The 25657-nt window shown below is 35.9% G+C and carries 29 protein-coding genes; 8 read left to right on the top strand and 21 right to left on the bottom strand.

The window, feature by feature from the left end:
- Nucleotides 1-59 precede the first annotated feature (59 nt).
- Both CDZ92_RS00895 and ytrI read left to right on the top strand, forming a co-directional pair.
- Nucleotides 60-398 carry a YtrH family sporulation protein gene (locus tag CDZ92_RS00895; protein WP_096152993.1) on the top strand — a complete coding sequence of 113 codons (339 nt, stop codon included), beginning with the start codon at nucleotides 60-62 and terminating at the stop codon, nucleotides 396-398.
- The gene (gene ytrI, locus CDZ92_RS00890; RefSeq protein ID WP_096152992.1) at nucleotides 398-907 is read left to right on the top strand and encodes a sporulation membrane protein YtrI; all 510 of its coding nucleotides are present in this window, start codon (nucleotides 398-400) and stop codon (nucleotides 905-907) included. Before CDZ92_RS00895 ends, ytrI begins: the two co-directional genes overlap by 1 nt.
- A 55-nt stretch (nucleotides 908-962) precedes the next feature.
- On the opposite strand, the gene CDZ92_RS00885 is transcribed toward ytrI, so the two are convergent.
- Nucleotides 963-1904 carry a DHH family phosphoesterase gene (locus CDZ92_RS00885; protein ID WP_096152991.1) on the bottom strand — a complete coding sequence of 314 codons (942 nt, stop codon included), beginning with the start codon at nucleotides 1902-1904 and terminating at the stop codon, nucleotides 963-965.
- Between the two features lie 146 nt (nucleotides 1905-2050).
- On the opposite strand from CDZ92_RS00885, the gene CDZ92_RS00880 reads away from it, so the two are divergent.
- Entirely contained in the window at nucleotides 2051-2362 is a 312-nt protein-coding gene (locus CDZ92_RS00880; protein ID WP_096152989.1) for a YtpI family protein, read from the top strand.
- A gap of 263 nt (nucleotides 2363-2625) precedes the next feature.
- Here the strand turns inward: CDZ92_RS00880 and CDZ92_RS00875 are convergent, their stop codons facing one another.
- From CDZ92_RS00875 to CDZ92_RS00865, 3 genes are all read right to left on the bottom strand, one after another.
- Nucleotides 2626-3936: a CBS domain-containing protein gene (locus CDZ92_RS00875; RefSeq protein ID WP_096152987.1), complete on the bottom strand. Its 1311-nt coding sequence runs from the start codon at nucleotides 3934-3936 to the stop codon at nucleotides 2626-2628.
- 67 nt (nucleotides 3937-4003) lie between these two features.
- Nucleotides 4004-4249: a hypothetical protein gene (locus CDZ92_RS00870; protein WP_096152986.1), complete on the bottom strand. Its 246-nt coding sequence runs from the start codon at nucleotides 4247-4249 to the stop codon at nucleotides 4004-4006.
- A gap of 278 nt (nucleotides 4250-4527) precedes the next feature.
- Nucleotides 4528-5211 (bottom strand): metal-dependent hydrolase, encoded by a 684-nt coding sequence (locus tag CDZ92_RS00865; protein WP_096152984.1) that lies wholly within the window; start codon nucleotides 5209-5211, stop codon nucleotides 4528-4530.
- A 114-nt stretch (nucleotides 5212-5325) separates the two neighbouring features.
- Between CDZ92_RS00865 and CDZ92_RS00860 the strand changes: the two genes are divergently transcribed.
- On the top strand, nucleotides 5326-6429 hold the full coding sequence (locus CDZ92_RS00860) for a M24 family metallopeptidase (RefSeq protein WP_096152982.1): 1104 nt from the start codon (nucleotides 5326-5328) through the stop codon (nucleotides 6427-6429).
- 38 nt (nucleotides 6430-6467) lie between these two features.
- On the opposite strand, the gene ald is transcribed toward CDZ92_RS00860, so the two are convergent.
- Together ald and CDZ92_RS00850 are read right to left on the bottom strand one after the other, a co-directional pair.
- Nucleotides 6468-7589, bottom strand: coding sequence for an alanine dehydrogenase (ald, locus tag CDZ92_RS00855; protein ID WP_096152981.1), 1122 nt, complete (start codon nucleotides 7587-7589; stop codon nucleotides 6468-6470).
- 280 nt (nucleotides 7590-7869) lie between these two features.
- Nucleotides 7870-8631, bottom strand: a complete 762-nt coding sequence (locus CDZ92_RS00850) for an SDR family oxidoreductase (protein WP_096152979.1) — start codon at nucleotides 8629-8631, stop codon at nucleotides 7870-7872.
- A 212-nt stretch (nucleotides 8632-8843) separates the two neighbouring features.
- On the opposite strand from CDZ92_RS00850, the gene CDZ92_RS00845 reads away from it, so the two are divergent.
- A complete protein-coding gene (locus CDZ92_RS00845) occupies nucleotides 8844-10154 on the top strand; it encodes a purine-cytosine permease family protein (protein WP_096152977.1) in 1311 nt (436 codons plus the stop codon).
- Nucleotides 10155-10183: 29 nt separating this feature from the next.
- Here CDZ92_RS00845 and CDZ92_RS00840 read toward each other — a convergent pair whose 3' ends face one another.
- The gene (locus CDZ92_RS00840; protein ID WP_096152975.1) at nucleotides 10184-10366 is read right to left on the bottom strand and encodes a hypothetical protein; all 183 of its coding nucleotides are present in this window, start codon (nucleotides 10364-10366) and stop codon (nucleotides 10184-10186) included.
- A 138-nt stretch (nucleotides 10367-10504) separates the two neighbouring features.
- On the opposite strand from CDZ92_RS00840, the gene CDZ92_RS00835 reads away from it, so the two are divergent.
- Both CDZ92_RS00835 and CDZ92_RS00830 read left to right on the top strand, forming a co-directional pair.
- The gene (locus CDZ92_RS00835; protein ID WP_227521441.1) at nucleotides 10505-10948 is read left to right on the top strand and encodes a universal stress protein; all 444 of its coding nucleotides are present in this window, start codon (nucleotides 10505-10507) and stop codon (nucleotides 10946-10948) included.
- A gap of 74 nt (nucleotides 10949-11022) precedes the next feature.
- On the top strand, nucleotides 11023-11334 hold the full coding sequence (locus tag CDZ92_RS00830; protein WP_096152974.1) for a hypothetical protein: 312 nt from the start codon (nucleotides 11023-11025) through the stop codon (nucleotides 11332-11334).
- A 75-nt stretch (nucleotides 11335-11409) separates the two neighbouring features.
- On the opposite strand, the gene CDZ92_RS00825 is transcribed toward CDZ92_RS00830, so the two are convergent.
- The 8 genes from CDZ92_RS00825 to sppA form a co-directional block, all read right to left on the bottom strand.
- Nucleotides 11410-12246, bottom strand: coding sequence for an EcsC family protein (locus tag CDZ92_RS00825; protein ID WP_096152972.1), 837 nt, complete (start codon nucleotides 12244-12246; stop codon nucleotides 11410-11412).
- Between the two features lie 320 nt (nucleotides 12247-12566).
- Nucleotides 12567-13751: an acetate kinase gene (locus tag CDZ92_RS00820; RefSeq protein ID WP_096152971.1), complete on the bottom strand. Its 1185-nt coding sequence runs from the start codon at nucleotides 13749-13751 to the stop codon at nucleotides 12567-12569.
- Between the two features lie 185 nt (nucleotides 13752-13936).
- The gene (locus CDZ92_RS00815; RefSeq protein ID WP_096152969.1) at nucleotides 13937-14929 is read right to left on the bottom strand and encodes a class I SAM-dependent methyltransferase; all 993 of its coding nucleotides are present in this window, start codon (nucleotides 14927-14929) and stop codon (nucleotides 13937-13939) included.
- Nucleotides 14930-15256: 327 nt separating this feature from the next.
- Entirely contained in the window at nucleotides 15257-15757 is a 501-nt protein-coding gene (tpx, locus tag CDZ92_RS00810; RefSeq protein ID WP_096152968.1) for a thiol peroxidase, read from the bottom strand.
- A gap of 547 nt (nucleotides 15758-16304) precedes the next feature.
- Nucleotides 16305-16796, bottom strand: coding sequence for a GerW family sporulation protein (ytfJ, locus tag CDZ92_RS00805; RefSeq protein ID WP_096152967.1), 492 nt, complete (start codon nucleotides 16794-16796; stop codon nucleotides 16305-16307).
- 14 nt (nucleotides 16797-16810) lie between these two features.
- Nucleotides 16811-17503, bottom strand: coding sequence for a DUF2953 domain-containing protein (locus CDZ92_RS00800; RefSeq protein ID WP_096156867.1), 693 nt, complete (start codon nucleotides 17501-17503; stop codon nucleotides 16811-16813).
- An 85-nt stretch (nucleotides 17504-17588) separates the two neighbouring features.
- Entirely contained in the window at nucleotides 17589-18101 is a 513-nt protein-coding gene (locus CDZ92_RS00795) for an RDD family protein (protein WP_096152966.1), read from the bottom strand.
- 12 nt (nucleotides 18102-18113) lie between these two features.
- Nucleotides 18114-19121, bottom strand: coding sequence for a signal peptide peptidase SppA (sppA, locus tag CDZ92_RS00790; RefSeq protein ID WP_096152964.1), 1008 nt, complete (start codon nucleotides 19119-19121; stop codon nucleotides 18114-18116).
- A 335-nt stretch (nucleotides 19122-19456) separates the two neighbouring features.
- Here sppA and CDZ92_RS00785 point away from each other — a divergent pair, with 335 nt between their 5' ends.
- Nucleotides 19457-20254 carry an NAD kinase gene (locus tag CDZ92_RS00785; RefSeq protein ID WP_227521440.1) on the top strand — a complete coding sequence of 266 codons (798 nt, stop codon included), beginning with the start codon at nucleotides 19457-19459 and terminating at the stop codon, nucleotides 20252-20254.
- A gap of 50 nt (nucleotides 20255-20304) precedes the next feature.
- Here CDZ92_RS00785 and CDZ92_RS00780 read toward each other — a convergent pair whose 3' ends face one another.
- From CDZ92_RS00780 to CDZ92_RS00755, 6 genes are all read right to left on the bottom strand, one after another.
- Entirely contained in the window at nucleotides 20305-21225 is a 921-nt protein-coding gene (locus tag CDZ92_RS00780) for a hypothetical protein (RefSeq protein WP_096152963.1), read from the bottom strand.
- 1 nt (nucleotide 21226) lies between these two features.
- Nucleotides 21227-22303, bottom strand: a complete 1077-nt coding sequence (locus CDZ92_RS00775) for a hypothetical protein (protein WP_096152961.1) — start codon at nucleotides 22301-22303, stop codon at nucleotides 21227-21229.
- On the bottom strand, nucleotides 22300-22734 hold the full coding sequence (locus CDZ92_RS00770) for an anti-sigma factor family protein (RefSeq protein ID WP_096152960.1): 435 nt from the start codon (nucleotides 22732-22734) through the stop codon (nucleotides 22300-22302). Before CDZ92_RS00770 ends, CDZ92_RS00775 begins: the two co-directional genes overlap by 4 nt.
- The gene (locus tag CDZ92_RS00765) at nucleotides 22731-23261 is read right to left on the bottom strand and encodes a sigma-70 family RNA polymerase sigma factor (protein WP_227521439.1); all 531 of its coding nucleotides are present in this window, start codon (nucleotides 23259-23261) and stop codon (nucleotides 22731-22733) included. Before CDZ92_RS00765 ends, CDZ92_RS00770 begins: the two co-directional genes overlap by 4 nt.
- Before the next feature lie 362 nt (nucleotides 23262-23623).
- Nucleotides 23624-23896 (bottom strand): hypothetical protein, encoded by a 273-nt coding sequence (locus CDZ92_RS00760; protein WP_096152957.1) that lies wholly within the window; start codon nucleotides 23894-23896, stop codon nucleotides 23624-23626.
- A 70-nt stretch (nucleotides 23897-23966) separates the two neighbouring features.
- Nucleotides 23967-25562 (bottom strand): amidohydrolase, encoded by a 1596-nt coding sequence (locus CDZ92_RS00755; RefSeq protein ID WP_096152955.1) that lies wholly within the window; start codon nucleotides 25560-25562, stop codon nucleotides 23967-23969.
- Nucleotides 25563-25657 lie beyond the last annotated feature (95 nt).

Genomic DNA, 25657 nt, shown 5'->3' with positions numbered 1-25657 from the left:
AAACATACTTCTTTCTTCTTGTCCATATATATGATATATGGACTGAAAGGATGATGAAGATGGAAGTAAAAGATCCATTTATTGCTACACTACTGTTAAGTTTTTTTATTTCATTAGGTGTTTTAATTGGCGGGGCATTAATTGGGGGATTCGCTGCTTTCTTAGTTGGAGATGCCCCACTTAATCGAATGGCTAGGTTAGCTTCTTCATTAAAAATTTGGGCAATTGTTGCTGCGATTGGTGGAACATTTGACACTTTTTACAACTTTGAAAAAGGCTTATTTGGTGGAGAAACCAAGTTTTTAGTAAAACAAATATTGCTTATCATTACAGCAACAGGTGGTGCACAATTAGGTGCATTAATTATAAATTGGTTAACACAGCAGGAGAACTTGTAATGCGCATACCTCCCTATCATCGTGAACCGAGTTGGCAACGTTTTTTTGCAGGAGCTGTTGTTGGTGCTATTTTAAGTTGGGGGATTTTTGTGTTTCTGTTTGGGGCCATTCAAGATCGCCAAGTCAATTTCATCGTACAATATAAAAAACAAGTCGAAAAGCTAGAAGATCGACTTCACATATTAACAGAAGACAATGAAAAGTTAAAAGAAGAAAAGGAAAAATTAAAAGTTGAAGACATTTATATTACGATTAACAATCATGATAAATATAAGCTAAACTCTCTCGACCGAGTTCACATTATTGAAAGCATTCAAAAAGATTTGAACCATCTTATTTCAAGGGATATAAAGAGTATCAATGATAATAAAGACTTTTTAGTAAAATCGATTGAGAGCACACCTTATAAGATTGATAACAAAAGCTACTATTTTAAAGTTTTTCGATTGTACTTTGACACTACTGTTGAAATAGAGCTATCTGTTATAAAGATGGAACAATCAACTTAAACCTATTTAAAAGAGCGACTTACTTTTAAAGGAAGTCGCTCTATTTCATTTATTCTTATGAATAGCTTTTTGCTCGTTCTTTTAAGTCTTGTAAGACTAGTTGTGCATCATTCCAATTATAGATGGAAGCTCCTGATGCAAGAGGATGTCCACCACCGTTGTAGCGTTTGGCGATATCGTTTACTATTGGCCCTTTTGAGCGCAATCTTACTCTAATTTGATCCTCTTCTTCTATGAAAAATACCCACGTCAGAACACCTTCAATATTTCCTAGAGATCCTACTAATTGTGATGCATCGGCAGGAGTAGCGTTGAATTGTGCTAATTCTTCTTTCGTTAGTTTCATTGTAGCTACACCATACTCATGAATTTGGAAGTTCTCTAGTACATATCCGTTTAACTTCGCTATATGAAGTTTTACTTCATATAACTCATTGTACAATTTTGGAAAATCAAATCCATAAGAAACAAGTTCTGATGCATATTTAAAGGTTTTGGCACTCGTACTTTTAAACAAAAATCTGCCTGTATCTCCAATAATCCCTGCATATATAAGTCTAGCTGCCTCTTTTGTCATTTGAAAGCCTTGATGAACACCTCCTAAAAATAAGTCATAAATCATTTCACTTGTTGAACTTGCGTCGGTATCTACCCAAATAAGGTCTCCGTACTGATCGTCGTTTGGATGATGGTCAATTTTTATTAGTTTTCTTCCAAGGTTGTATCTTTCATCGCAAATTCTCTCGGCATTCGCTGTATCACAAACTATTACCAAAGCATTTTCATATGTATTGTCACTAATCTCATCCAACCTCGTTAAAAAATGGAGCGACTTTTCTTCTTTCCCGACACGGAACACTTTTTTATCTGGAAAAGAAGCTCTTATTATTTCAGCTAATCCACATTGTGAACCGTAGGCATCTGGATCTGGTCTTACATGACGATGAATAATAATTGTGTCTGCATTCACTATTTCTCGTATAATTTCTTGTTTCATTGTCCATTCTCCTCTTATATGTTTACTATCATTTAATCATAATTCCCATTAATATCAAAGTAGTTAAACGCTGGACTTTACTAGATATTTTAATCATTTATAGGTAGAATAGAGTTTGGACATTGATTTTGAAAGGAGTTCTATTTATGAACGCATTGCTCGTATTTTTTATGATCTTTTCCATAATGTTTTATGTTTACTATAAGTGCCTTTATTTTTTCCGAGCAAAATACCCCGCTGAGAAAAAATGGCTTAGTGCGAAATCTAGTATTGCTCTAGGTATTTTTGTTGCTTTATTCGGCTTAAACGCCATGATTAATCCTACTTCCACTTGGGCTATTGTTGTAGGCATACTATTTATTTTGATTGGTTCGGGAAGTATTTGGGCTGGATCTAAGGCATATAAATTTTATTTACCTCATGCACGTGAAGAAGCAGAACTAATTAAACAACAATAAACGGTTGAGACTACAAAATAATAAAAGATGGTAGCTTCGTTATTGAAAGGAAACTACCATCTTTTTTATTAAAAGCTATAAAGATTAGTGTTGATATTAATAAATTACAATTAGCTGTTGATTTCTGTGCAAGGCGGAGACTCCTGCGGGAGAAGCGGGAACCGGGAGACCCCGCAGGCGCGATAGCGCTGAGGAGGCTCCCGACCCGCCCGCGGAAAGCGGAAGCTTGCACGGAAATCAACAGCGGTATTTAACATAGCCTTTTAATAAATAAGTTGGACCATCATTAATGCTTTGCCGACGACATTCCCTTCGTGATATACCTCTACATCTATTTTCCCAAACTTACGTCCAACTTCTAGTATTTTCGGTTTTATTTGAATCGTACTGTCAATTTGAACTGGCTTAATAAAGTAGATCGTAATGTTCTCTACAACCATGTCGCTTTTTTTCAAGTTTCGAAGTGTACGTTTCGCCGCCTCTGTTACTAGAGTAGTAAATACACCATATGAAATTGTACCAACCGAGTTTGTCATTTGTGGGGTAATTTCACAGGATAGCATCTCTTCGCCACTTTTTCCTTGTCTTTCCACAAATTGATTTGTAACTATATCATCTAGCGTATCTCCTACTTGAGGTTGACGTTGAATCATTTGCAATGCTTTTAATACATCCTGTCTACTAATAATACCTATTAACTTATGATGCTGATCGACAACAGGTAACATTTCTATGCCTTCCCACACCATAACATGGGCTGCAGATGCGACACTTGTTTTACGATTAACGGTAATAGGATTTTTCGTCATCACTTTTTCAATTAACGTTTGATCGTCTTTTGATAAAACATCTTTGGAAGTAACAACACCTTGCACTTTGCCATGTTTATCGATAACTGGAAATCTGCTATGTTTCGTATTTTCATTAAAATAAAGCCAATCAACAATCTTATTATCTACTAATAAATGTGTTGTTTCATCTAAAGGAGTTAATATATCTTCCACAAGAACAATCTCTTTTTTTATTAATTGATCATAGATTGCGCGGTTTATTAATGTTGCAACTGTAAACGTGTCATAACTACTTGATATTATTGGGAGCTTCAGTTCATCCGCTAACTTTTTCACATGTTCATCTGTATCAAATCCACCTGTAATAAGAACTGCGGCACCACGTTCTAAAGCTAACTGGTGTGCGTTTGTTCGGTTACCGACAATAAGTAAGTTCCCTGCGCCAGTATAGCGCATCATCGCATCTAATTTCATCGCACCGATAACGAATTTGTTTAACGTTTTATGTAATCCTTCTTTACCACCTAACACTTGTCCATCTACAATGTTAACTACTTCAGCAAATGTTAGCTTTTCAATATTCTCTTTTTTCTTTCGTTCTATACGAATCGTCCCAACACGTTCGATTGTACTAACATACCCTTTGTTTTCTGCTTCTTTAATAGCACGGTAAGCAGTACCTTCACTAACTGTTAATGCTTTCGCGATTTGTCTAACGGATATTTTATCCCCAACTGGAAGTTTTTCAATATATTGTAGTATTTGTTCATGTTTAGTTGCCAAATTTTTCACCCGTTCACTAATAGTATTCTTCTATTATACGAGTGAAGTGTTAGACATTCAATGTCCATTACGTATATTGTCTTAATCTTATGCGTTTTTGTTCTTGTAATTTTAGTTTAGAAACTTTTCTTTTTCTTTTTGGCAAATACATAATCGCCGCTAAGTTTCCTCCAATAGCCATTAATGCAAAAACAACCCAAGCGATAGCAAACCAAGCGGCAAGGCCATCTTCGTGTATTGGTAATCTTGGAAAAGCTAAATAAAACATAGCTGCAATGCAGAGTAAACTTAATAACCATCTATTCTTTTTCACTGCGAATCCTCCTCTAAACATAGCTTGTTTTATTTATATTCAAATAAAATAAAAAAAGAAGCTATAATAGCTTCTTTTTAGCCTACAACTTATAAAAGTCATTAAGAAGGGTACTAACTGTTGATGTTCGATGTAGGTACTCGCTTTCCGCGGGTGGTCTCGCACCTACATCGAACATCAACTTTATTATTAAAATAAAAAATAAATTGTTATACAAACTTTTAATATTCTATTGATCTTGGCTCATTAACATAAACTAAATCTTAAAGAATTTTATATTATAATTCAATTCCTTCTCCGACTTTTAATAATAATCCGATTTCATCTGGTAGTTCGCTTATAAAGTATGTTGGGTCTTGTTCGATGATTGGGAATGTGTTGTAGTGGATAGGCACTACTTTTTTAGCATTCAACCATTGTGCTGCGATTAAGGCATCTTCAATCCCCATTGTGAAATTATCTCCGATTGGTAAAAAGGCGATATCAATACTATTTAGTTCACCAATAAGCTTCATATCGGAAAATAGGGCTGTGTCGCCAGCATGATACATTGTTTTTCCACCAATTGTTAATAATATCCCGGCAGGCATCCCTGTATATGTAATCGTTTGGTTTTCTGCATCTTCATAACTCGATCCATGAAATGCTTGGGTTAACTTCACTTTTCCGAAGTCGAATATATGAGATCCACCAATATGCATTGGATGAACTTTTACCCCTTTCCAACTTAAGAAAGTGGCTAATTCAAAAGGTGCTATAACTAGTGCGTCATTTATTTTCGCAAGCTCAACGGTGTCTCCTACATGATCATTATGACCGTGTGTGAGTAAAATAACGTCCACTTTCAAATTATCTACTTTTAAATCTGTACTACTATTACCATTAATAAAAGGATCTACGATAATTGTTTTACCATGTGCTTCTACTTTCACAACAGAATGACCGTGATACGAAATTTTCATTGAATGATTGCACCCTTTCTATTGTAAGAGGATTGCTCCCCCTGTACAGTTTTGATTTTCCTTGTTAATCTAATTGTAAACGTTTTTTTATAAGAATGGAAAGGATTTGATACGATGAAAGAACAACGTTTACATAATTTAGTGGAATGGATGAAGACAGAAGATATATCTGCTAGTTTCTTGACATCTACTCCTAATGTATTTTATTTATCTGGATTTTACACAGACCCTCACGAACGTTTATTAGGATTACTTGTCTTCCCTAATCACGATCCTATTTTAATTTGTCCTGGTATGGAAGTGGAACAAGTAAGACAAACAGGGTGGAAATTTGACGTTATTGGATATTCCGATACAGATAACCCTTGGATAATGATAAAAGAAGTAGTGGCTCAACGAGGCGTCACTATTCAAAAGTTAGCTGTGGAAGAAGAGCATATGATTGTTTCTAGATTTAAAAATGTTCAATCTATTTTTCCTGATGCTACTTTCACTTCTGCTGAAGAAAAGATGTATCAACTTCGAATTGTGAAAGATGAAGAGGAAAAAGAAATTTTACGTGAAGCTGCCAAACTTGCCGACTTTGGTGTTGAAGTAGGTGTGCATTTTTTACAAAAGGGGAGAACTGAACAAGAATTAGTGGCAACTATTGAATATGAGTTAAAGAAAAAAGGCATAAGTCAGATGTCATTCTCAACTATGGCACTTTCAGGTGTAAAAACTGCTTCTCCGCACGGAAAACCTAGTGGAGACAAAGTGAATGATGGGAATTTAGTTTTATTTGATCTTGGGGTTGTCTTAAACGGTTATTGTTCCGATATTACTCGCACAGTTGCATTCGGGGAAATTAACGAGAAACAAAAAGAAATTTACGAAACGGTATTAAAAGCTCAATTAGCAGCTGTAGAAGTGTGTAAACCAGGCACTGAAATCGGATTAATTGACCGTACTGCTCGTTCCATTATTACAGAGCATGGATATGGACAATATTTTACACACCGTATTGGTCACGGATTAGGAATTGAAGTGCATGAATATCCTTCTATGAACGAAACGAATACGATGTTACTACAGGAAGGAATGGCGTTCACCATTGAACCTGGTATTTACGTTCCGAATGTAGGTGGAGTAAGAATTGAAGATGACATCTTAGTAACGGAATCAGGCGTGGAGCTATTAACGAAATATCCAAAAGAACTGCAAATTATTAAAAGATAACAAAAAGGAAGCCATAATGGCTTCCTTTATTTATTTTATTACATTTTTGCTAGTAATGTATGTGCATCCTCATATGCAAGTTCATGCGCTTGAGCTACCGCTTCATATGTTACATAGCCATCAATTGTGTTAATACCTTTTAATAATGCAGGATTATCAAGACATGCTTGCTTGTACCCTTTGTTTGCAATTTGAACAGCATAAGGAACTGTTACATTTGTCAATCCTATCGTAGAAGTACGTGGAACTGCACCTGGCATGTTCGCTACTGCATAGTGAACTACATCATGTTTCACATAAGTTGGATCATCATGAGTAGTAATTCTATCTGTTGTTTCGAATATACCACCTTGGTCAATTGCAATATCAACTACTACAGAACCAGGAGACATAGACTGAATCATTTCCTCTGAAACTAATTTAGGAGCTTTTGCACCAGGAATTAATACTGCACCAATAATTAAATCAGATTCTTTCACCGCTTGTGCGATGTTTAATGGGTTTGACATTAATGTTTGCACGTCACGACCAAAAATATCATCTAATTGACGAAGACGTTCTGGGTTTAAGTCTAAGATTGTTACATCTGCACCTAAGCCGATTGCCATTTTAGCAGCGTTCGTCCCAGCAACTCCACCACCAATTACCGATACTTTACCACGGCGTACACCAGGAATCCCACCAAGTAAGATACCTTTACCACCTTTAGTTTTCTCAAGGAATTGAGCACCAAGTTGTGTAGCCATACGTCCAGCTACTTCACTCATAGGAGTTAATAAAGGTAGGGCACCGTTTGGCGTTTGCACTGTTTCATATGCAATTCCAACTACTTTTTTCTCAATTAATGCTCTAGTTAACTCTGGTTCTGGAGCTAAATGAAGGTATGTGAAAAGAATTAACCCTTCACGGAAATAGTTGTACTCGGATGGAAGTGGTTCTTTTACTTTCATAACCATGTCCATGGACCAAGCTTCAGCAGCAGTGTCAACAATTTTAGCACCAGCTGCAGTGTACTGCTCGTCCATAAATCCAGACCCTACACCAGCATCCTTTTCTATATATACTTCGTGTCCGAAACCAACTAAGTTAACAACTCCAGCTGGAGTCATAGCAACACGATTTTCATTATTTTTAATTTCTCTAGGTACTCCGATACGCATCGCAAGCATTCCTCCTATATTACAAATATATAAACATTTGATTAAACTATTAAGACGTATTAAATATAACATTAAAAAATAATTTGTAAAACATTTTTTCATTAATTTATGTAAGCGCTTTTTAATTAATAGTTTAATCTGAAATGATAGAATAATTCGCTAATATTTTATAAAATCCTCATAAAGTGTTTCCATTGAGATTTACCTTGATACATTCATTAAAAAGATAAAGAGAATATACAAAAAAGCAGGATTGACTTTTATTAGTCCTTCCTGCTTTTTATCGATATCGGTTTATAACGTCTAATCCACCTGTAACTTCGATGACGGATCCTGTAATCATATCGGAATTGTCATTACATAAAAAATCAACCACTCTTGCAATGTCTTCTCCAGTGCCTGACCTGCCAACTGGTGTTGTTTTATCTTCCAGCAATCTAGATTTTTCAATCGTTGACTCTTTCATTTCTCCGAGAATATTTCCTGGGCAAACCATGTTAGCTGTAATTCCATTTTCTGCTTCTTCAATAGCGATTGTTTTCGTTAAAGAGACCAATCCGACTTTTGCTGCGGAAAACGCGGAGCGATATATCCATCCTGGTGTTGATTCTGCACCTTGAAAGCCATATGTAATAATTCTGCCAAATTTTTGATTACGCATGATTGGCACTACTTTTTTTACTAGATGAAAAACGGAGCTTAAATTCCCTTCCATCATGTTGTACCATTCATCTTCACTGTAATCTACCAACTTTTTTCTTTCAAAAACATATGGGCCAGCGTTACAAATTAGATAATCTATTCGTCCAAATTTCTCATACGCTTCATCAACTAACCTGTACATATCTTCTTTTTTCGTAACATCTCCTTGAAAAAAATGAAGGCGAGTTTGGTCTACATGTTGGAGTTCTTCCTTTAATTTTATAAGTGCTTCTGTATCACTTCGATAATGGATCGTAAGCGTACAGTTTTTATTGATGAATTGGTCTGTTACCTTTTTACCAAGACCTTTTGTACCTGCTGTAATAATTGCGTGACGCAACTAGGTTTCCCCCTTGCGAACTATATATTAAGTTGAGTCCGTTTACTTGTTCTAATACTGTTTGAAAAAACTCAAAATATATTATGAAGGTAACGCAGATAAAGAAAAAATACAACTATTAAGGTGCAAAAAGAATTTAGAATGGATATATTCTACATTCCAAAGTAAACTTATTATGGCTATAATTTTTTCAATAGGAAGAAGGAAATACAATGGAACAAGCAGTGAAACATATTTCTTCAAAACCATCTAGAATAGAACGATTCGGCTTAGAGTCCGTTCCACAAGAATTAAGAAAAACTCGTTGGTATGAATATACAATTATACAAATTGCTTTTTCCGTCAATGCAGGCAACTTCTTAGTCCCAGCTTTAGCTGTACTAGAAGGTGGGCTATCATTTACAGAAGCATTTTTAAGTACTATTATCGGTGCTACCCTTGCTTTTGTATTTGTTTCGTTATTATCAATCCCAGGTGCAAAAAATGGTATACCATCACAATTTGCAATTCGATCTATGATTGGTGTTAAAGGAGCAAGATTTATTTCCTCTCCTATAAGAACCATTACATCTTTATATTGGTTTTCAGTGCAAACGGTCGGCGGAGCTCTCGTTATTCAACATTTATTAAAAAGTGTATTCGCTATTTCACTGCCTTTTTTTCTCGTCGCTTCATCGCTAGCAATCATTATGACTGTCTTAGCATTAATCGGATTTGAAGCCGTAAAAAAAGCGACGAAATACTTTATGCCAATTTTACTCATTGGCCAGGGAATGATGATTTTCTTATTGTTAAGAGAAAGTAATCTATTAACTGGAGTAGAATCAACAGCTGCAGCGTCTAACAACATAAGCACCATGCTTTTCTTTGCGAGTTTAGCCTTTGTTCAATATGTATCAGGTGTTAGTTCTTCAGCTGATATGACAAGGTATGCTATTACACCTAAAGAAGGTTTTATAGGACTCTTCTCCGGAAATGTAATCGGATTTATGTTAACCGCATTTTTCGGAGCATATACGGCTAGCTTAACGAATGAATGGAATCCTTTTATCGTTACAACGAATATGACAGATTCTTATATAATTGTTTTCATTATCATAATTGCAGCAATTTTATCGATGATATCCATAAATTTAAGTAATGCATATACTGGCGGATTTTCACTCCTTAATTCCTTACCGGGACTAGGAAGAGTGAAAGCAGCAATTTTATTTGGATTACTTGGCATTACACTATCTCTAACTCCAACACTTGTTAATGAAGCAAAACAGTTCATTTCCTTGTTAGGTGGATTGGTTATACCTTTGTCCGCCGTCATTGTAGTAGATTTCATTTTTAAGAAAAGATTAACTTTAAATGCGGATGAAATCATTCCACTCTACAATAAACAAGCTTTTTATTCTATTACACTTGGAATGCCAGTTTACTTTTTATTACCTGAAGATTATTCACCTGGATTTATAGCGTTCCTTATTACTGGACTCATCTATTTAATGTTGTTTATTTATAGAAGAAAGGACTGAATGTTACATCAGTCCTTTTTTGTCTACCCTTATTCGTAACGTTCCTCTTGTGCTTGTTGTTGGCTTTGTTGGCTTTGTTGTTGTGCTGCATTTTGTCCGTATTGTTGATTTACATACCCACTTGTGTATGCATCCGTAATCATGTTGTGTACTTCGTTTGCTGCCGCGTCATCATAAAAGAATTGTTGTTTCTGGTTTTGCTTATCCGCCATCCAATCCGCTCCTTACTACATAAAATTGTCACTACATTGTTATAGTTTGTTGTTTCAACTACATTTAAATGTGGTAAAAAATACTATAAAATAAAAGTAGGGAGAATCCTTCCACTTAAAAAGTAAGGGGTGTTCATCATGATGTACACTTACAAACGAATATTAGTTGCGGTTGACGGTTCAAAAGAGGCAGATTTAGCTTTCAAAAAGGCTGTGGAAATTTGCAATCGTAATCAGTCAGAACTTGTTATTGCACACATTATTGATACAAGAGCCTATGCAACGATGGAAGCATACGATATCCGTATGACAGAAAATGCAGAGAAGTTTGCAGCAGATATGTTAGCAAACTATCAAGAGATGGCAAAGACTTCTATTGAGACTGTAGAGACGGTTATTGAGTATGGCTCACCTAAAGTACGAATTGCTAAAGACGTAGCAAAAGAGAGAAAAGTGGATTTAATTATTTGTGGCGCGACTGGGCTAAATGCAGTAGAAAGATTATTCATCGGTAGCGTATCAGAACATATTGTTCGAAACGCAAAATGTGATGTACTAGTAGTAAGAAACGAAGACAATTAAAAGTAACTATCCTTTTCATATGTAACCGCTTATTATACAATAAAGGTAAGAGGAGAAAGGGAAGGAAGTATTTCATGGCATATTTTGTTCACGACAAAAGACTAGGTATTCGTTTACCAAAACTTGAACTCGAATGGTCACAATATAGTAAAGAACAACAACTGAAAATTATAATGGAATGGGAATTAATCCGTGGGAGTATTCCTGATCGAATTAAAGACTTAGAGCATTCCATTAACACAAAACAAGAACAATTGAACAACGAATCAGACTTCGAAAAATCATGTAAGCTAAATAGTGAAATCGCAGAACTCGCAAGTATCATTAATGATTTGTGGTTATGGTATAGACTAAACCAAGAAGTATCTTCAAAAATACACGCTTAAATTGTAAGACCACTTTCATTAGTGGTCTTTTTTGATGTGAAAAACACATGGCCAGTTGACCATGTGTTTTATTTCTCACCAATTGTCTTTTTCAGACTTCATAGAATGTTTCATGTAAAAATAGTTATTGGTAAAAGTTGATACTTTTTTTGTCCAATGATAGTTTGTTGCTGCACCAGTCAAAATTCCAAAGATAGGCGTTTTGCCTTTTTTGTTCGAGTTTACCGTTAGAATAAAGATAAGTTTTATCAAGTGTGTTAAAGGTTGTGTTAACCATACAGAAGGATGCTCTCTTTCTGTTAATGGATAAAAATACGGATCGTGTTCTTCACCGGCTTCCCTTTTCAGCTGTTCCCATCTTTCAAATTGATATTTTTTCGGTAATGTAGCAGCATAAAATATTTGTAAAAGTTTCACCATTTCATAAGGTGTGTCTGGTTTATATCCGTGTGACATAGCAATTAATTGTGTTGTGCGGATATTTAATGCCGCGAAGGCAGGAATATCAACACTAATAGTAGATAGTTTTCCAGTTCCGGTCATTCCACCTTGAATTAATGCATAAAGTCGATGTTTAGCCATTTGTTGCTTTGCAATAAATGCTTTTTGTTCTAAAGTTAAGTGCCTAATATCTTCAATGGATGATATCGTTTTGTCAAAAACTTTTGCTGTTTCCACAATACGTTTTTCTGCATCTTTTTGAAAAGCAGATTGTTGAATTAATCCATGTAAATGAAATAGCCACGTATCTAACTGGTTGTAAAATATATCGCGTAGGTCTTCTGGTATGTATTGAAATGAGACTTCTATCCATGTGTCGATTGTTTCTTCGAATTGTGTTGGTTCGTAGTTACGTATTGAATCTTCCCATTGTTGTAACTCTTCAAGTAGTAAAGAATCTTTTTCGTTCATCTTTATCCCTCACTTTACCGCCTTTGTTTTACTTATTATAACATAATGTAGTTGGTACTTAACAAATAGTTGGGGTTCTAATGGTTGATTTCAGATGCAGGTGTTCCACCACTTTAACAGTTAGATATGTTGAAGGCTCCTGTTGATTTCCGTGCAAGGCTTCGCTTTCCGCGGGCGGGCCGGGAGCCTCCTCGGCGCAGGAGTCTCAGCCTTGCACGGAAATCAACAGGTATTAGTAATAAATTATCAACACTAAGCATGAAATAAATTTTCATATATAAAAAGAAGCCTGCTATAGCAGACTTCTTCCCAAAATGTTATTATGTTAAACGCATTACGTCACGGGCAATCATTACTTCTTCGTTAGTTGGAATAACGATTACTTTAACTGGTGAATGAGGGTAGTTGATGAACGCCTCTTCTCCACGTACTTGGTTTAAGGATGGATCCCAATAAACGCCCATAAATTCTAATCCGCGTAATACTCGAGCTCGAATGACATCACTATTTTCGCCAATACCCGCTGTGAAAATAATCGCATCAACACCGTGCATTCTTGCTGCGTACGAACCAATATATTTATGGATTCTGCTAGCAAAAACTTCTAATGCTAATTCTGCACGTTCGTTTCCTTCGTCAGCAGCTGTTTCAATGTCACGTAAGTCACTAGAGAAACCTGAAATTCCAAGGATACCACTCTTTTTATTTAGAACATCTAATACTTCATCAGCATTCTTACCTGTTTTCTCCATAATAAATGGAATTAAGGCAGGGTCAATGTTACCAGAACGCGTACCCATCGCAACTCCAGCTAGCGGCGTGAATCCCATAGATGTATCGATAGATTTTCCGCCTTCGATCGCAGCAATACTAGCTCCGTTACCTAAATGACAAGAGATTAAACGTAATTGTTCAATAGGTCTACCTAGTAATTCTGCTGCTCGTTCTGAAACGTATTTATGACTAGTACCATGGAATCCGTACTTTCGAATACCGAAGTTTTCATAATACTCGTAAGGTAAGCTATATAAGAAAGATTTTTCAGGCATCGTTTGGTGAAAAGCCGTATCAAAAACTGCTACCGCTGGAACATTTGGTAAAATTTCTTTAAACGCTTTAATTCCAACAATGTTAGCTGGGTTATGAAGTGGTGCAAGTTCTGCTAAACCTTCTAATTCTGTTAGCAGCTCATCTGTAATTAATACAGAATCGTTGAACTTTTCCCCGCCGTGTACCACTCGGTGTCCAATCCCAGTAATTTCATCAAAGCTTTCGATAATGTTTAAATCTGTTAATTTATTTAAAAGAATCTTTACTGCTACTCCATGATCAGGAATATCTGTTATTTCTTTTACTTTTTCACCGTTCACACTAATATTAAAAACCGCATCTTCTAAGCCGATACGTTCTACTAATCCTTTTGTGATTACTTCTTCACTTGGCATGTGAAATAGTTGAAACTTAAGTGAGGAACTCCCCGCGTTAATTGCAATAATTTTTGCCATCTAAAAAAACAACTCCTTTTGATATGTCCAATAAACAAGGAAATGAGGCGTTTTATGTCATCTACCTTATGTTGCACAAATAGCCCTCAATATATATACCTTTTTCATTTAAACACCGCACATTTGCATTTGCAAGAGGAATCCTTTATTGTTAACGCTTACTCGTTAAATTTCTTTTTTTCGGATTATTTGTTCTTTTCTGTCTCAATCCAATTACTTATTTCATCCATTGTTTTAGTCAATTCAACTTTATTAGAAAAGCTAGGTAGTTTTGCAAGTAAAGCTTGTTTTGGTTGCTCTACTCCTACACCTTTCTTTTGTAAGATTAAGATGCTTTTCGCATGATTTTCATTTTTGAAAACAGTCATTGGTAATTGTAAAAAACCTTGAATATATACTTGTTCTTTTAAGAATTTGTGTAGGTTAGATGCTTCTTCTCCTTCAAAAAGGCTGTTTGGAACTAAGAAGAATAAATATCCTCCTGTCTTTGTGTAACGAAGACTCTGTTCAATAAATAAATAATGCGCAAAAGAATGCCCGTTACTAGCTTTAAGCGTGTAATTCGAAGCATTCTCATCATCTGGATAAAATCCAACAGGTAAGTCTGAAACAACTACATCTACTGGTTCAATAAATAAGTTTTGTAAGCTATCTTGTGTGTACAATTCTAATGCATGTTCTTGTAAGTTTGCGTTTTGTGCCGCTAAACTAATTAACAAATCATCCACATCTACTCCAAAGCTTTGCGTCTGTTTTCCTGAAAGGTGATTGAGGATGGCTGTTAATAAGTTTCCAGTACCAATTGCAGGATCAAGTAATGTTAATGACGGACTTTTACTAGTAAATTTCCCAACTAAATAACCAACAAAAATAGCTATTGCATCAGGTGTCATTTGATGATTAACTTGCGCAGCCTCTTTCATTCCTTTAAGAATCGTTAGTTGTAGTCCTTTTCTTATTTCTTCTTTTGCATACGATTTAATCTTTATTTGCTCGTATTCTTTTTCTAGTCTTTTTTTCGTAAGCTCAGATAGCTCATCTTGTAAAACAGAACCATGAAAAATATTATCGGATGTTTCTGCAAGTGCTTCTAAATAGGTGCAAGACAATTCTTCTTGTAGGATGTTGGCCGTAGTATCGAACGTTGTAAAGATTTTTTCTATATGGGTTAAAGTCATATTTTGTTTCTCCTTTTTATTTATTGCTCTGTTAAAGACCGCTGTTGATTTCCGCGCATATCTTCGCTTTCCGCGGGCGGACCGGGAGCCTCCTCATCGCATTCGCGACTGCGGGGTCTCCCGCTCCCCGCTTCTCCCGCAGGAGTCTCCGATATGCGCGGAAATCAACAGCTAGAAAGTTAATAATCAACACTAAGCTTTAACACAGCCTTTTATTTAAATAATGTAAGTGGAAGCTTTTCATGGGGAAAGGAACAAAGAGAGGATGACCCTTCGTTAGGAGTCACCCTCTTTTGCGTTTATCTAGTTGCTTTAAAAGATTAAGTATTAGTTAGCAGCTTTGACAGCTTCAATTGCAGCTTCGTAGTTAGGGTGGTCTGTAACTTCACTTACGTACTCAACATACGTAACTTTGTCGTTAGAATCTACAACAAATACAGAACGAGCTAGTAAACGTAATTCTTTAATTAATACGCCATAAGCTTCTCCTAAAGATACTTCACGGTGATCAGATAATGTTTCTACATTTTCGATACCGTTAGCCGCACACCAACGCTTTTGAGCGAATGGTAAGTCTACGCTTACTGTTAAGATTTTTACGTTATCTAATTTAGAAGCTTCTTCGTTGAAACGACGAGTTTGTGCATCACAAACACCAGTGTCAATTGAAGGTACTACGCTAATGATACGTTTGTAACCTTTAGAGCTATCTAAAGTAACTTCCGATAAGTCATTTGCTAAAACTGAAAAGTTAGGTGCTTGGTCTCCCACTTTTACTTCTGTACCGAGTAAAGTAACTTCTTTCCCTTTGAATGTTACATTTGCCATGAAAAGTTCCTCCTAATTAAATAAGGTATGTACATTGTTTATAATAGCTTTCTCTAATCCGTTTTGCAATGAATGTGATTTGATTAATGAAAATAATTAACCATTAAGAATGTAAATCTAATAGTTATTACATATTACATATATGCCGAGGCACGCAAGTCCACCCGCGGAAAGCGAGCACCTCGTGCTATCATCAACAGTTAGTAGCTTATATATTTATTTTCAGGGTAGACCCCCATGCTAATGAAATTCGCACCAGGGGACATGAAAAGTTGTGATGCATTCTGAATTTATATTCCAAACAAGTTGATGATAGCACGAGGTGCGAGACTCCTGCGGGAGAAGTGTGTCAAGGGAGACCCCGCAGGCGCAAAAGCGCTGAGGAGTAGGTTTTTTCACGATAGTGAAAATAACCATCCTTTTTACCACCCGCGGAAAGCGGGTGCCTCGTGCTATCATCAACAATTAGTACCGTTTCTATTTATTTTCAGGGTAGCATATATAAATAAAGAAGCTAACCAAATATCAGTTAGCTTCTTAGATTTGTTTAAATATCTAAATCTTGCTTTGGTTTATTATAATTTTGGTTAAATGGTTGATTGTTAAATGCGCTTTGTGACGTATCATGCTTTTTGTTGTTCATCATTTGTTGTACTTTTTCAACTGCTTGCGGTGCTAGGTCTAGTAACTTTTCTATAATGTGCGTGTTTTCATCCAAATGTAACATTTTCACACCATGAGAGTTTACTACTAAAAACGCAATCGGAGTAATAGAAACTCCTCCACCACTACCACCACCGAACGGCATTTGCTTTCCACCACTATGTTGGTTGTGCTCGTGTCGTTCTGATCCGGAAGCTTGAGAGCCTTGAAATTCACTTCCCCCAGCTGCAAAACCAAATCCAACCTTAGAAACAGTAAGAATAACACTACCATCTGGGGTTTCTACCGGGTCACCAATAATAGTGTTTACATCAATCATATCTTTTAAGTTTTCCATTGCCGTTGTCATAAGACTTTTAATAGGATGCTCTGACATGCTGTTAATCCTCCTTACATTGATTCATTTTCACTATCTTTAGAAAACATTGCTAAAGGTTGGGTTTTAAATTTTGGCCGTCCACCCTTCCAATATTTAACGGTTCTTATCCCTGCTAACATAGCATTTCCAATTTGAAAGCGAATCATACATTTAAAAAGCGTTTGGGACGCCTTTTGTTGAAAATATGGAGTAACAGATATGAAAGGTTGCGCTTGTAATCTCGTATACTGACTCATAAAACCTATTATTCCACCTTTAACAGACCACGCAAATCCTGTTAGCACTCCAGTATACGCAGCATCTCCAACCCCTAAGTTGCTATGCCACTCAAATTGCTTTATTTCTACTCTTGATAAAAATCTACGTGCTATTTCATGCATTCCAACGACATGTCGAACTAATTCGTAAGTATCACGAATACTGTAAAAAATATCTTTCGGACTATAATCCTTATCTTTTTCTTTATTATTAGAAGAACCACTCATTTTTGTTTTTTCTTTCACTACAACTGAACCGGTATTTTTGTTAACTTTTACGAGCGGAACATCAATTGTATATCGTATTAATCCGAACCAAGCTCTTAACTGTACTGTCAATTGGTCATTGTCTTGTTCATGGTGAAAGTTTATTTGCACAGTGATTTTCGTTAATAGAATAATAATAAAAATTAAAAGGAAGAATAGCCCAATAATTATCCACCACATATGCACACTTCCCTTCCTTTTATCCATTATATCCGTGACAAAAAAAAATAAACGTATTGCTGGTTGCAATACGTTTATTGATATATTATTTGGGTTCATGAACTACTGATGTGTCCGCTATGAAATCGTGAATTCCTTGTTTTTTTGTAGTAAATGCAACGACTACATATAGGATGGTTGTAAACCATTGAAAAGTTAGGATAAATCGCCCGATTCCTTCTCGAAACAAAACCGTGCTCCATGTTAATATGTCATCTTTCAACGGCACAACTTTTAAACCAAATACCATTTTTCCCAATGTTTGACTATAAATTTTTGTCATAACAATAAAGTAACCGTACCAAACGATGGCGGTTGCTATAGACGACGGAGAAAATAAGAAGCTGTCATTAGTCGTTAATCCAACTGCTTGGAAAATTGGGTGGATGATAATGCGCCCAATACTTCCTATTACAATAAGATCCAACAAATATGCCCAAAACCTCATCCAAAACCCTGCAAAATGATAGTGATCTATTTTTTTGTTTGAATCTAGCGCCTGCCCATCTTCCTGTACATAATCTTCAAAATGCGTTTTTACTTTTCCCTCTTCTCTCATATGTCTTTCCTCCTATTCCGCATACAAATACATTAATCTTGGAGAGTTTGGTTGCGTAAATAGTTTAGTTAACAACTGCATCTCAGGATTTGGAGTAAGGAAACTATTTGCTTGCATTCGGAATAAGGAGCCTAAACCTACGTTTTCTTGATATTGAACAACTTGAACATTGCCGAGGTTATTATCGGATTTTATAGCTGCAATGACATCGTCTAAGTAGCCAATCTCATCAATTAAATTATTTTGTTTTGCTTGTCCACCATCATAAATACGTCCATCAGCGATACTTCTTACTTCTGCTTCACTCATGCCTCTTCCAGTTGCAATAACATCAACAAAACGGTTATACATGTTATCAACCATCGTTTGTAATATATCACGTTCGGGTTCTGTCATCTCTCTCGTTTGCGACATTATATCTTTATATTGGCCGCTCTTAATTGTCTCAAATTTCACACCGTAATTTTCAGCTAGTTCACCAAAGTTAATTCCTTGCATGATTACACCTAAAGAACCGGTGATTGTTTCTTCGGTTGCGAAGATTTTATCAGCAGGTGCGGAAATGTAATAGCCACCAGACGCAGCCATAGACCCCATTGATATGTATACTGGTTTTTCCGTTTCCTCTTGAATCTCCACAATCTTTCTATGGATTTCGGCACTTTCATACACTCCACCACCAGGCGTATTAACACGTAGGATAATCCCTTTAATCTTATCGTCTTCTTTCGCTTGGTCTAACATTTTTAAAAATTGACGATGGTTGTAGCCAGTCGACCATAAATTTGCCGCCCCGACATCTTGAATAACACCATCTAATTCTAATACGATAACTTTTCTGTTTTGATTTCCTTTCTCTATTACTTTTTCAACAAATGCAGTTTCCTCCATCGGAAAAAGGTCACTAGAGAAAAAGCCCCCACCTTCTTTTGTAGAATTTCTAGTACTCACACTCGTCATGATGGAAACAAAAAATAATAATGTTGCTATTCCTAAAGCTAGCCAGCGTTTCCCGCTCATTTTTAAATTACCTCCTCAAAAGTCTATCTGCAAAGTTATCATAGGGTACAAAACGTTGAAATTCACTGTAGGTACTCGTTTTCCGCGGGTGGTCTCGGGAGCCTCCTCGGCCTTACACGCCTGCGGGGTCTCCCTTGACACACTTTTCCCGCAGGAGTCTCGCACCTACAGTGAATTTCAACTTTAGTTGGTCATTGCAGATTATCTACTTAATATGTACGACATATCATTACAAAAAGTTTCATGAAAATGGTAAACTATTCACATTATAGAATTGTACTAAAAAATAAAGCAAAATGGTAATGAAGTGTAATTTCAAATTAGGAGGCAGGAAAATGGACCGTCGAAATATGTATTTTTTCTATAAAAGAGAAAAAGAATTAGTGGAAAAAGTTCAACAACTCCAAATGTTAGCAGAACAATATAACTTTAACGTTGTAAATGACCATAAAGAAGCAAATATTATAGTGGCAATTGGTGGCGATGGTGCATTTTTACAGGCTGTTCAAAAAACCGGCTTTAGTGCTGATTGTTTATATGCAGGTATTGCAACTGGTGAAGCTACTAGTTTTTATTGTGACTTCCATATTAATGACACAGAAAAAATGATTGAAGCAATGACAACTGAGCAAATTGAGGTTAGAAGGTACCCGACGATTGAAGTAACAATGGATGACACTGCAACATTCAAATGTTTAAACGAGTGTGTAATCCGCTCAGGAATTGTAAAAGCATTTGTTATAGACGTTATAGTAGATGACATCCATTTTGAAACATTCCGTGGTGATGGGATGATTGTTTCTACACCAACTGGTAGTACTGCTTATAATAAATCTGTTAATGGTGCTGTGGTAGATCCAATGTTACCTTGTTTTCAAGTGAGTGAATTAGCTTCATTGAATAATAACACATATAGAACACTTGGCTCTCCGTTTGTTTTATCAGGTAATCGTAAGCTTGTCTTAAGAGTAGTCCAAGACGGAAATGATTATCCAACGATTGCATTTGACAATGAAGCGTTAAGTGTACGTCATGTGGAAAAATTAGAGTTTAATTTAAGTGAAGAGAAAATAAAAACAGTTAAATTAAAAGACAACTCTTTCTGGGAAAAAGTGAAGAGAACTTTCTTGTAAAATGGCAATAAAAACGAGGAACCGCTTGGGTCGCCTCGTTTTTTTGTTCTCTATTTTACCTTTACAAAAACAAAATCAGTATTCGTAATATTTAATGAATGTAGCCCTTCTCCTAATTTAAGTACTCCACTGTACCAATCAGACCATTCATCGCCATCGTTTGAACCTTTTAATTCATCCCATTCAATCCCTGAATCACTAGGTTCGTTTCTTGATACCGTCTGGAGCTGAATATCGGATGCAGCATTTAATGAAATATCTACATACCCTGCACGATCTACAGTCCAATCATTTTGTAATGAATTTACGTGTAGATTTATATTGTTAGAGTTCCCTCTAACCTCTAACTTTATATTTTCTGGAATAACGATAGTAGGAGAAACAGACGTATAGGTACTTAATACACCAATTTTTCTAGTCGGTTCTTTTAAATATATATACAACGTATTCCCTACTTTTTTCTCTTTCCAAAAATCTTCTGAATTCGTTAATAGCTCTTTATCCCCATCATTATAAGAAGTACGATATGTTCCGAATCCTTGTATTTCTTTTCCATTGGTTCCTTCGATGTTTAAGTGTTGGTTTCCTGTTTCAATTATGACAGAATCTATCGATGAACCAATGGCAATTTGTAAATCCGGTAAATCAAATGTTCTTTCTTCCGAAGCGACTAAAGTACGAATTTCTCCTAAAAGACCTGTAGACATAAACACCGTTAAAATGATTCCTACCGTTCCTAAAATTCCAACAAATCCAATGCTTAAAAAATCATATTTCACTTTCGGATTTTCTTGTTTACTAGAGAAAAGATAAAGAATGATTTCTATCCCTAACACTACTAATATTGCAGGCCACCAAATTAGAATAGGTTCAACAGCCGTCCAACTTTTAAATTGAGAGAGTGCAAGCATGACACCTAGTACAATTAAAGAAATCCCCATGGAAACTGTTCCAACTCTCCAATTCCTCACCTTACACACTCTCCTTTTTCACTTTACTTCCAACAAGTAGCTTCAAGCCGCCACCAATTAATAGTGTGCAAACGACAATCATTTGGAAGTAGTTATAGTACAAGTTATATACATTAAGACCGAAATGATTTTCTACCAATGGACCGATGGCAGGCAAGAATATATTGACAAACATATAGTATGCTCCTAGCATGATAAGCCCGATTCCTAGCCACTTTTGGTGGGAGATAAAATAAGACACAATTGGTATATCTTCTAGATCTTCATCGCTACTTTTAGAAGCTTTTTGCAATGCATCAAAGAAGCTATAAAACCAAATGAGTGGTATTAAGAATAAGAAAATAGAAAGTCTTAATGTATCTAGTATATAAATTGCAAATAAGAACGCCGCCATGAGTTGCAGTCCTCGTTTTTGCAACCCTAAGTACATGTGGCCAGCACCAGGGAACATGGATAGAATCGTTGCAATCGTCTTACTCTTTTTACCAAGTTGTCTCGTATCTTCAAAATCTTCTAAAACGGTTCTATCTATTAATGGTTCTCCTCTTTCTTTTTTCGCTAACTGTTGAAAAGTGTCAAACATGTTATAGATCCAAATGGCAGGTAAAACTCCTAAAAACACGATGAAAACACCTTGATTCGTAATAGCAGTTATAAAAATAATCATGATACCCAGTCCAATGAATCCAATCAAAAACGTTAATCCTCTGTTCATTAAGCCGAGGTGAAAGTGACCTAAGCCTGGAACGAATGAAAGTAAGATAGTTTGAAACCTAGCGTCTTTGTCTTGGGAAGTTGGTGAATCTGATTCGGTTGCTTGCATCGGTTGATTTTTTAATAAAAACAAAATCATATTAAACATATTCACAAGCCAAATGACAAAAATCCCTACCAATCCAAAGGCTATAAAAAGTGCACCTTCCCATGGATACATAGCCGTTAGAGCTAATGCAAATATGCCAACGAAGATAACCGCTGAAAAGTATAAAAAGCCCATTAATTTTTTATTCACATAAAAGTGACCGAGGCCAGGAATAAACGATAGAAAAAACGCCTTTACACTACTTTTGTTATTCATTTCTTCTCCTCCTTTTGTGTTCTTTCAACTTTTTCTAGTAAAGTTAATGCTCTATCCATAATATTTTGTGAAACAGTAGCTTCATGTGTGTTAACTGAGGAGGTTTCCATTACACTTGAAATACCAAGCATGCTTTGGAATACACCTGATGTCATTAAGATGAATGTGATGGATGCAGCAATAACATAATGTAAAAATGCCGGATTAGTCCTTTTTCTCTGTTTTGATTGACTCATTGGTATTTGCGACATCACTTCATCGGTAAAGTTACTATTTTCTAACTCTGGGAGAGTTTCTTCATTTACTAATGTCATATAAACCGCTAAACAGTCGTCACATGAAAAAAGGTGTCCTTCTACTTCTTCTCTTTTTTCTTCTGATAGGTAATCTTCAACATAATTTTGCAAGTCTTCAAGAGTTAAGTGTTTCAATAAAAGTCCTCCTCCTTCCAGTGAGCTCTCATCCATTTTCTTGCACGGTAAAGTTTTGTTTCTACCGTTTTCACTTCTACTTGTTGTTCGGCTGCTATTTCTTGATAACTTTTTTCGGTTATGTAGTAAGCTAAGATTACTTCTCGATAATTTGCTGGCATGTCATCTATTCGTTTTTGTAGGAATTCTTTTTCTTGCTTCCTTATTAACGGTGGTACTGTATTATCTGACTCGCCGTATAAATTAGTTAAATGTTCCGTCTCTGTTACTTGTTCTTTTTGACGTTGTTGTTTTCTTTTCGTGTCTATCGAATGGTTCATGGCGATTCGGGTAATCCATGTTTTAAAACCTTGATTTTCATAATTGGGAAGCGCGTAATAGATTTTGATAAACGCTTCTTGTGTTGCATCTTCTGCATCTTTTTCATTTCTTAGCACGGAAAAAACGATCTTGAATAAATATTTTTTATATTTTTCTACTAAAAGCCGGAATGCTTTCTCGCTTCCAAGCTTTGCTTCGCGAATCAATTTCTCCTCTATTACGCTCTCCCCCTTTCTTTTAATCTACTATATAGACGAGATGAAATAGAAAAAGCCCTACACTTTTTGAAAAAAATAATAAATAATAGGCTTGGTGTTAAAGAATGATGTTTAGTATTTAATACCAACTAGCTGTTTATTTCCGTGCAAGGCGGAGACTCCTGCGGGAGAAGCGGGAGACGGGAGACCCCACAGACGCGAATGCGTCGAGGAGTAGGTTTTTTCACGACAGTGAAAATAACCTTCCTTTTTACCGCCCGCGGAAAGCGAAGCCTTGCACGGAAATCAACAGCGGTCTTTTACCGCATAAAAATAAAAAACCGTCTGTAGATTATTCTACAAACGGTTTACTACTCCTTCCGAGAAGACGATGGTATATTTAACGAAATCCCTATGCCAAAAATAAAGCCAAGATTATACCAACCGCCATTATTATTCGTTTCGTAAATAACAACAGTATCTGAAAAAAGAGAGATAATAAAGGAAATGACAATGATAAATCCATGCCAGAAACCAAGCCAAAATCCAGCAGGTGAATGAGATGAAGAAGTTCCATCTCCAGGTAAACATCCAGATAAAAAAATCAACATTACTACGAAAATAACAATATGTCGTATTTTCATAATTTTGTCCTCCTATAAAAACTAGTTGTTTTATTAATATAAGAGGAAAAAACAGATTAGAACCTGCACACTACTTTTGATACATTATTTCACCATTTACAACAGTCATTTCTACTTCTGTGTCCAACATTTCATCATGTTGAATTTGAAATAGGTCTTTATTAAGTATTGTAAAGTCTGCATAGTACCCTTCTTTTAATAAGCCTTGCTTGTTTTCTGCTCCAATGGCTTGAGCTGATCCTAAAGTAAATAGTTGAATGGCTTCAAAAACAGATAATCTTTCTTGTTCATTGTATACTGTTTTATTAAGATCTCCAGGAACCGTACGTGTAACAGCTGCATGGATACCTAACAAAGGATCTACCGGTTCAATCGGTGCATCTGAGCCACCAGCACAAATAAACCCTTCGTCTATTAATGTTTTCCATGCATAACAATAGTTCATTCTTTCTTCGCCAAGTCGCTCAATTACCCATGGGAAATCTGTAGCAACAAATCTAGGCTGAATATCTAAAATGATTGGTAACTTCTTTGCACGATCAATTAATTCTCTTCGTAAAATTTGCGCATGAATAAGTCGATCCTTTTCACCAGCTGGACATGGATACAATTCAATTGCATCCAATACATATTCAAAAGCTAAGTCTCCAATCGTATGAACCGCAACTGGCATATTGTACTCTCTTGCCTTTTTAACTAAGGCAAACAAATTCTCTTTTGAATGCATTTCTACACCAGATGTTTCAGGGGCATCGTTATAAGGTTGACTTAAAAGCGCTGTTCTTCCACCTAATGCTCCATCAGCAAAGATTTTCATTGCACCGAATTCTATAAAAGCAGTACTTTCCTTGTATCTATGTCCTTCACCTTGCATATCGTCTACAACTTCGTGGTGAACAAGCAAATGAGCTCTATAGTTTAATCCATCTTGTTCAATTACTTTTTTAAACGCATCGTATGTTTTCGTAAAACTTCCATAATAACTTAAATCTTCACTATGACTTCCAGTTAATCCGAGAGATAAGCAATCTTTAATGGAAGTTTTTAAAGCCGAGTATAAGTACTCTTCCGTAGCTCTCGGTATAATGTTTTTTACTAAGTCTGCAGCTGCATCTAAAAGATAACCAGTAGGTTCACCATCATTATCTTTTACAATAACTCCTCCTACAGAATTTTCTGTCTCTTTCGTTATTCCAGCTAGTTTTAATGCATACGAGTTCACTAATACTGCATGCCTGCAAACTCTTGATAAGATCATTGGATTGTTTGGGGCTATTTCGTCTAACTCATTTACATGAAAGATCTTTCTATCTGGAAAATTATTTTCATTCCAACCTTCTCCAAACACCCATTCGCCTTCTTTTGTTTCGTTAACTTTTTTCTCAAGCGCTTCTTTCATTTCAAAAGGCGATGTGAAGTTAGATAAATCTAAGCGCAGTAGTTTTTCACCGTGACCGATTAAGTGCATGTGGCTATCAACAAACCCCGGGTAAAGAATAGAATCTTTTATGTCCATTCGCTTTTCGATATTGCTACTGTACTTATCTTCTAGTTCACTTTTACTTCCAAGTGCTACAATTACACCGTTTTCTATATATAATGCTTCTACTTTTTCGTTTTCCTTTTGCATTGTATAAATTGTACCGCCATACCATAGTTCTCCCATGTGTTTCATGCTCCTTTAATCTCGTTAATACAACAAGTTCTTTGTTTAAAATCTTGCCCTTTCCTTTCCACTGCAGCCACTTGCTTTCCGCGGGG

Source organism: Bacillus sp. FJAT-45066, from assembly GCF_002335755.1.
In the GTDB taxonomy this organism is placed as follows: Bacteria; Bacillota; Bacilli; order Bacillales; family Bacillaceae_I; genus Bacillus_CD; species Bacillus_CD alkalisoli.
Note: the sequence above shows the minus strand (reverse complement) of the source record. Positions and strands in the feature narration are given on the sequence as shown.

Coding starts and splice junctions, on each gene's coding strand:
- CDZ92_RS00820 (WP_096152971.1), bottom strand. CDS start 13,751: ATGGCAAAAATTATTGCAATTAACGCGGGGAGTTCCTCACTTAAGTTT.
- CDZ92_RS00800 (WP_096156867.1), bottom strand. CDS start 17,503: ATGTGGTGGATAATTATTGGGCTATTCTTCCTTTTAATTTTTATTATT.
- ytfJ (WP_096152967.1), bottom strand. CDS start 16,796: ATGTCAGAGCATCCTATTAAAAGTCTTATGACAACGGCAATGGAAAAC.
- CDZ92_RS00795 (WP_096152966.1), bottom strand. CDS start 18,101: ATGAGAGAAGAGGGAAAAGTAAAAACGCATTTTGAAGATTATGTACAG.
- CDZ92_RS00895 (WP_096152993.1), top strand. CDS start 60: ATGGAAGTAAAAGATCCATTTATTGCTACACTACTGTTAAGTTTTTTT.
- CDZ92_RS00865 (WP_096152984.1), bottom strand. CDS start 5,211: ATGAAAATTTCGTATCACGGTCATTCTGTTGTGAAAGTAGAAGCACAT.
- CDZ92_RS00860 (WP_096152982.1), top strand. CDS start 5,326: ATGAAAGAACAACGTTTACATAATTTAGTGGAATGGATGAAGACAGAA.
- CDZ92_RS00885 (WP_096152991.1), bottom strand. CDS start 1,904: ATGAAACAAGAAATTATACGAGAAATAGTGAATGCAGACACAATTATT.
- CDZ92_RS00755 (WP_096152955.1), bottom strand. CDS start 25,562: ATGGGAGAACTATGGTATGGCGGTACAATTTATACAATGCAAAAGGAA.
- tpx (WP_096152968.1), bottom strand. CDS start 15,757: ATGGCAAATGTAACATTCAAAGGGAAAGAAGTTACTTTACTCGGTACA.
- CDZ92_RS00785 (WP_227521440.1), top strand. CDS start 19,457: ATGGACCGTCGAAATATGTATTTTTTCTATAAAAGAGAAAAAGAATTA.
- CDZ92_RS00840 (WP_096152975.1), bottom strand. CDS start 10,366: ATGGCGGATAAGCAAAACCAGAAACAACAATTCTTTTATGATGACGCG.
- sppA (WP_096152964.1), bottom strand. CDS start 19,121: ATGAGCGGGAAACGCTGGCTAGCTTTAGGAATAGCAACATTATTATTT.
- ald (WP_096152981.1), bottom strand. CDS start 7,589: ATGCGTATCGGAGTACCTAGAGAAATTAAAAATAATGAAAATCGTGTT.
- CDZ92_RS00775 (WP_096152961.1), bottom strand. CDS start 22,303: ATGAATAACAAAAGTAGTGTAAAGGCGTTTTTTCTATCGTTTATTCCT.
- ytrI (WP_096152992.1), top strand. CDS start 398: ATGCGCATACCTCCCTATCATCGTGAACCGAGTTGGCAACGTTTTTTT.
- CDZ92_RS00830 (WP_096152974.1), top strand. CDS start 11,023: ATGGCATATTTTGTTCACGACAAAAGACTAGGTATTCGTTTACCAAAA.
- CDZ92_RS00845 (WP_096152977.1), top strand. CDS start 8,844: ATGGAACAAGCAGTGAAACATATTTCTTCAAAACCATCTAGAATAGAA.
- CDZ92_RS00760 (WP_096152957.1), bottom strand. CDS start 23,896: ATGAAAATACGACATATTGTTATTTTCGTAGTAATGTTGATTTTTTTA.
- CDZ92_RS00835 (WP_227521441.1), top strand. CDS start 10,505: ATGATGTACACTTACAAACGAATATTAGTTGCGGTTGACGGTTCAAAA.
- CDZ92_RS00825 (WP_096152972.1), bottom strand. CDS start 12,246: ATGAACGAAAAAGATTCTTTACTACTTGAAGAGTTACAACAATGGGAA.
- CDZ92_RS00815 (WP_096152969.1), bottom strand. CDS start 14,929: ATGACTTTAACCCATATAGAAAAAATCTTTACAACGTTCGATACTACG.
- CDZ92_RS00880 (WP_096152989.1), top strand. CDS start 2,051: ATGAACGCATTGCTCGTATTTTTTATGATCTTTTCCATAATGTTTTAT.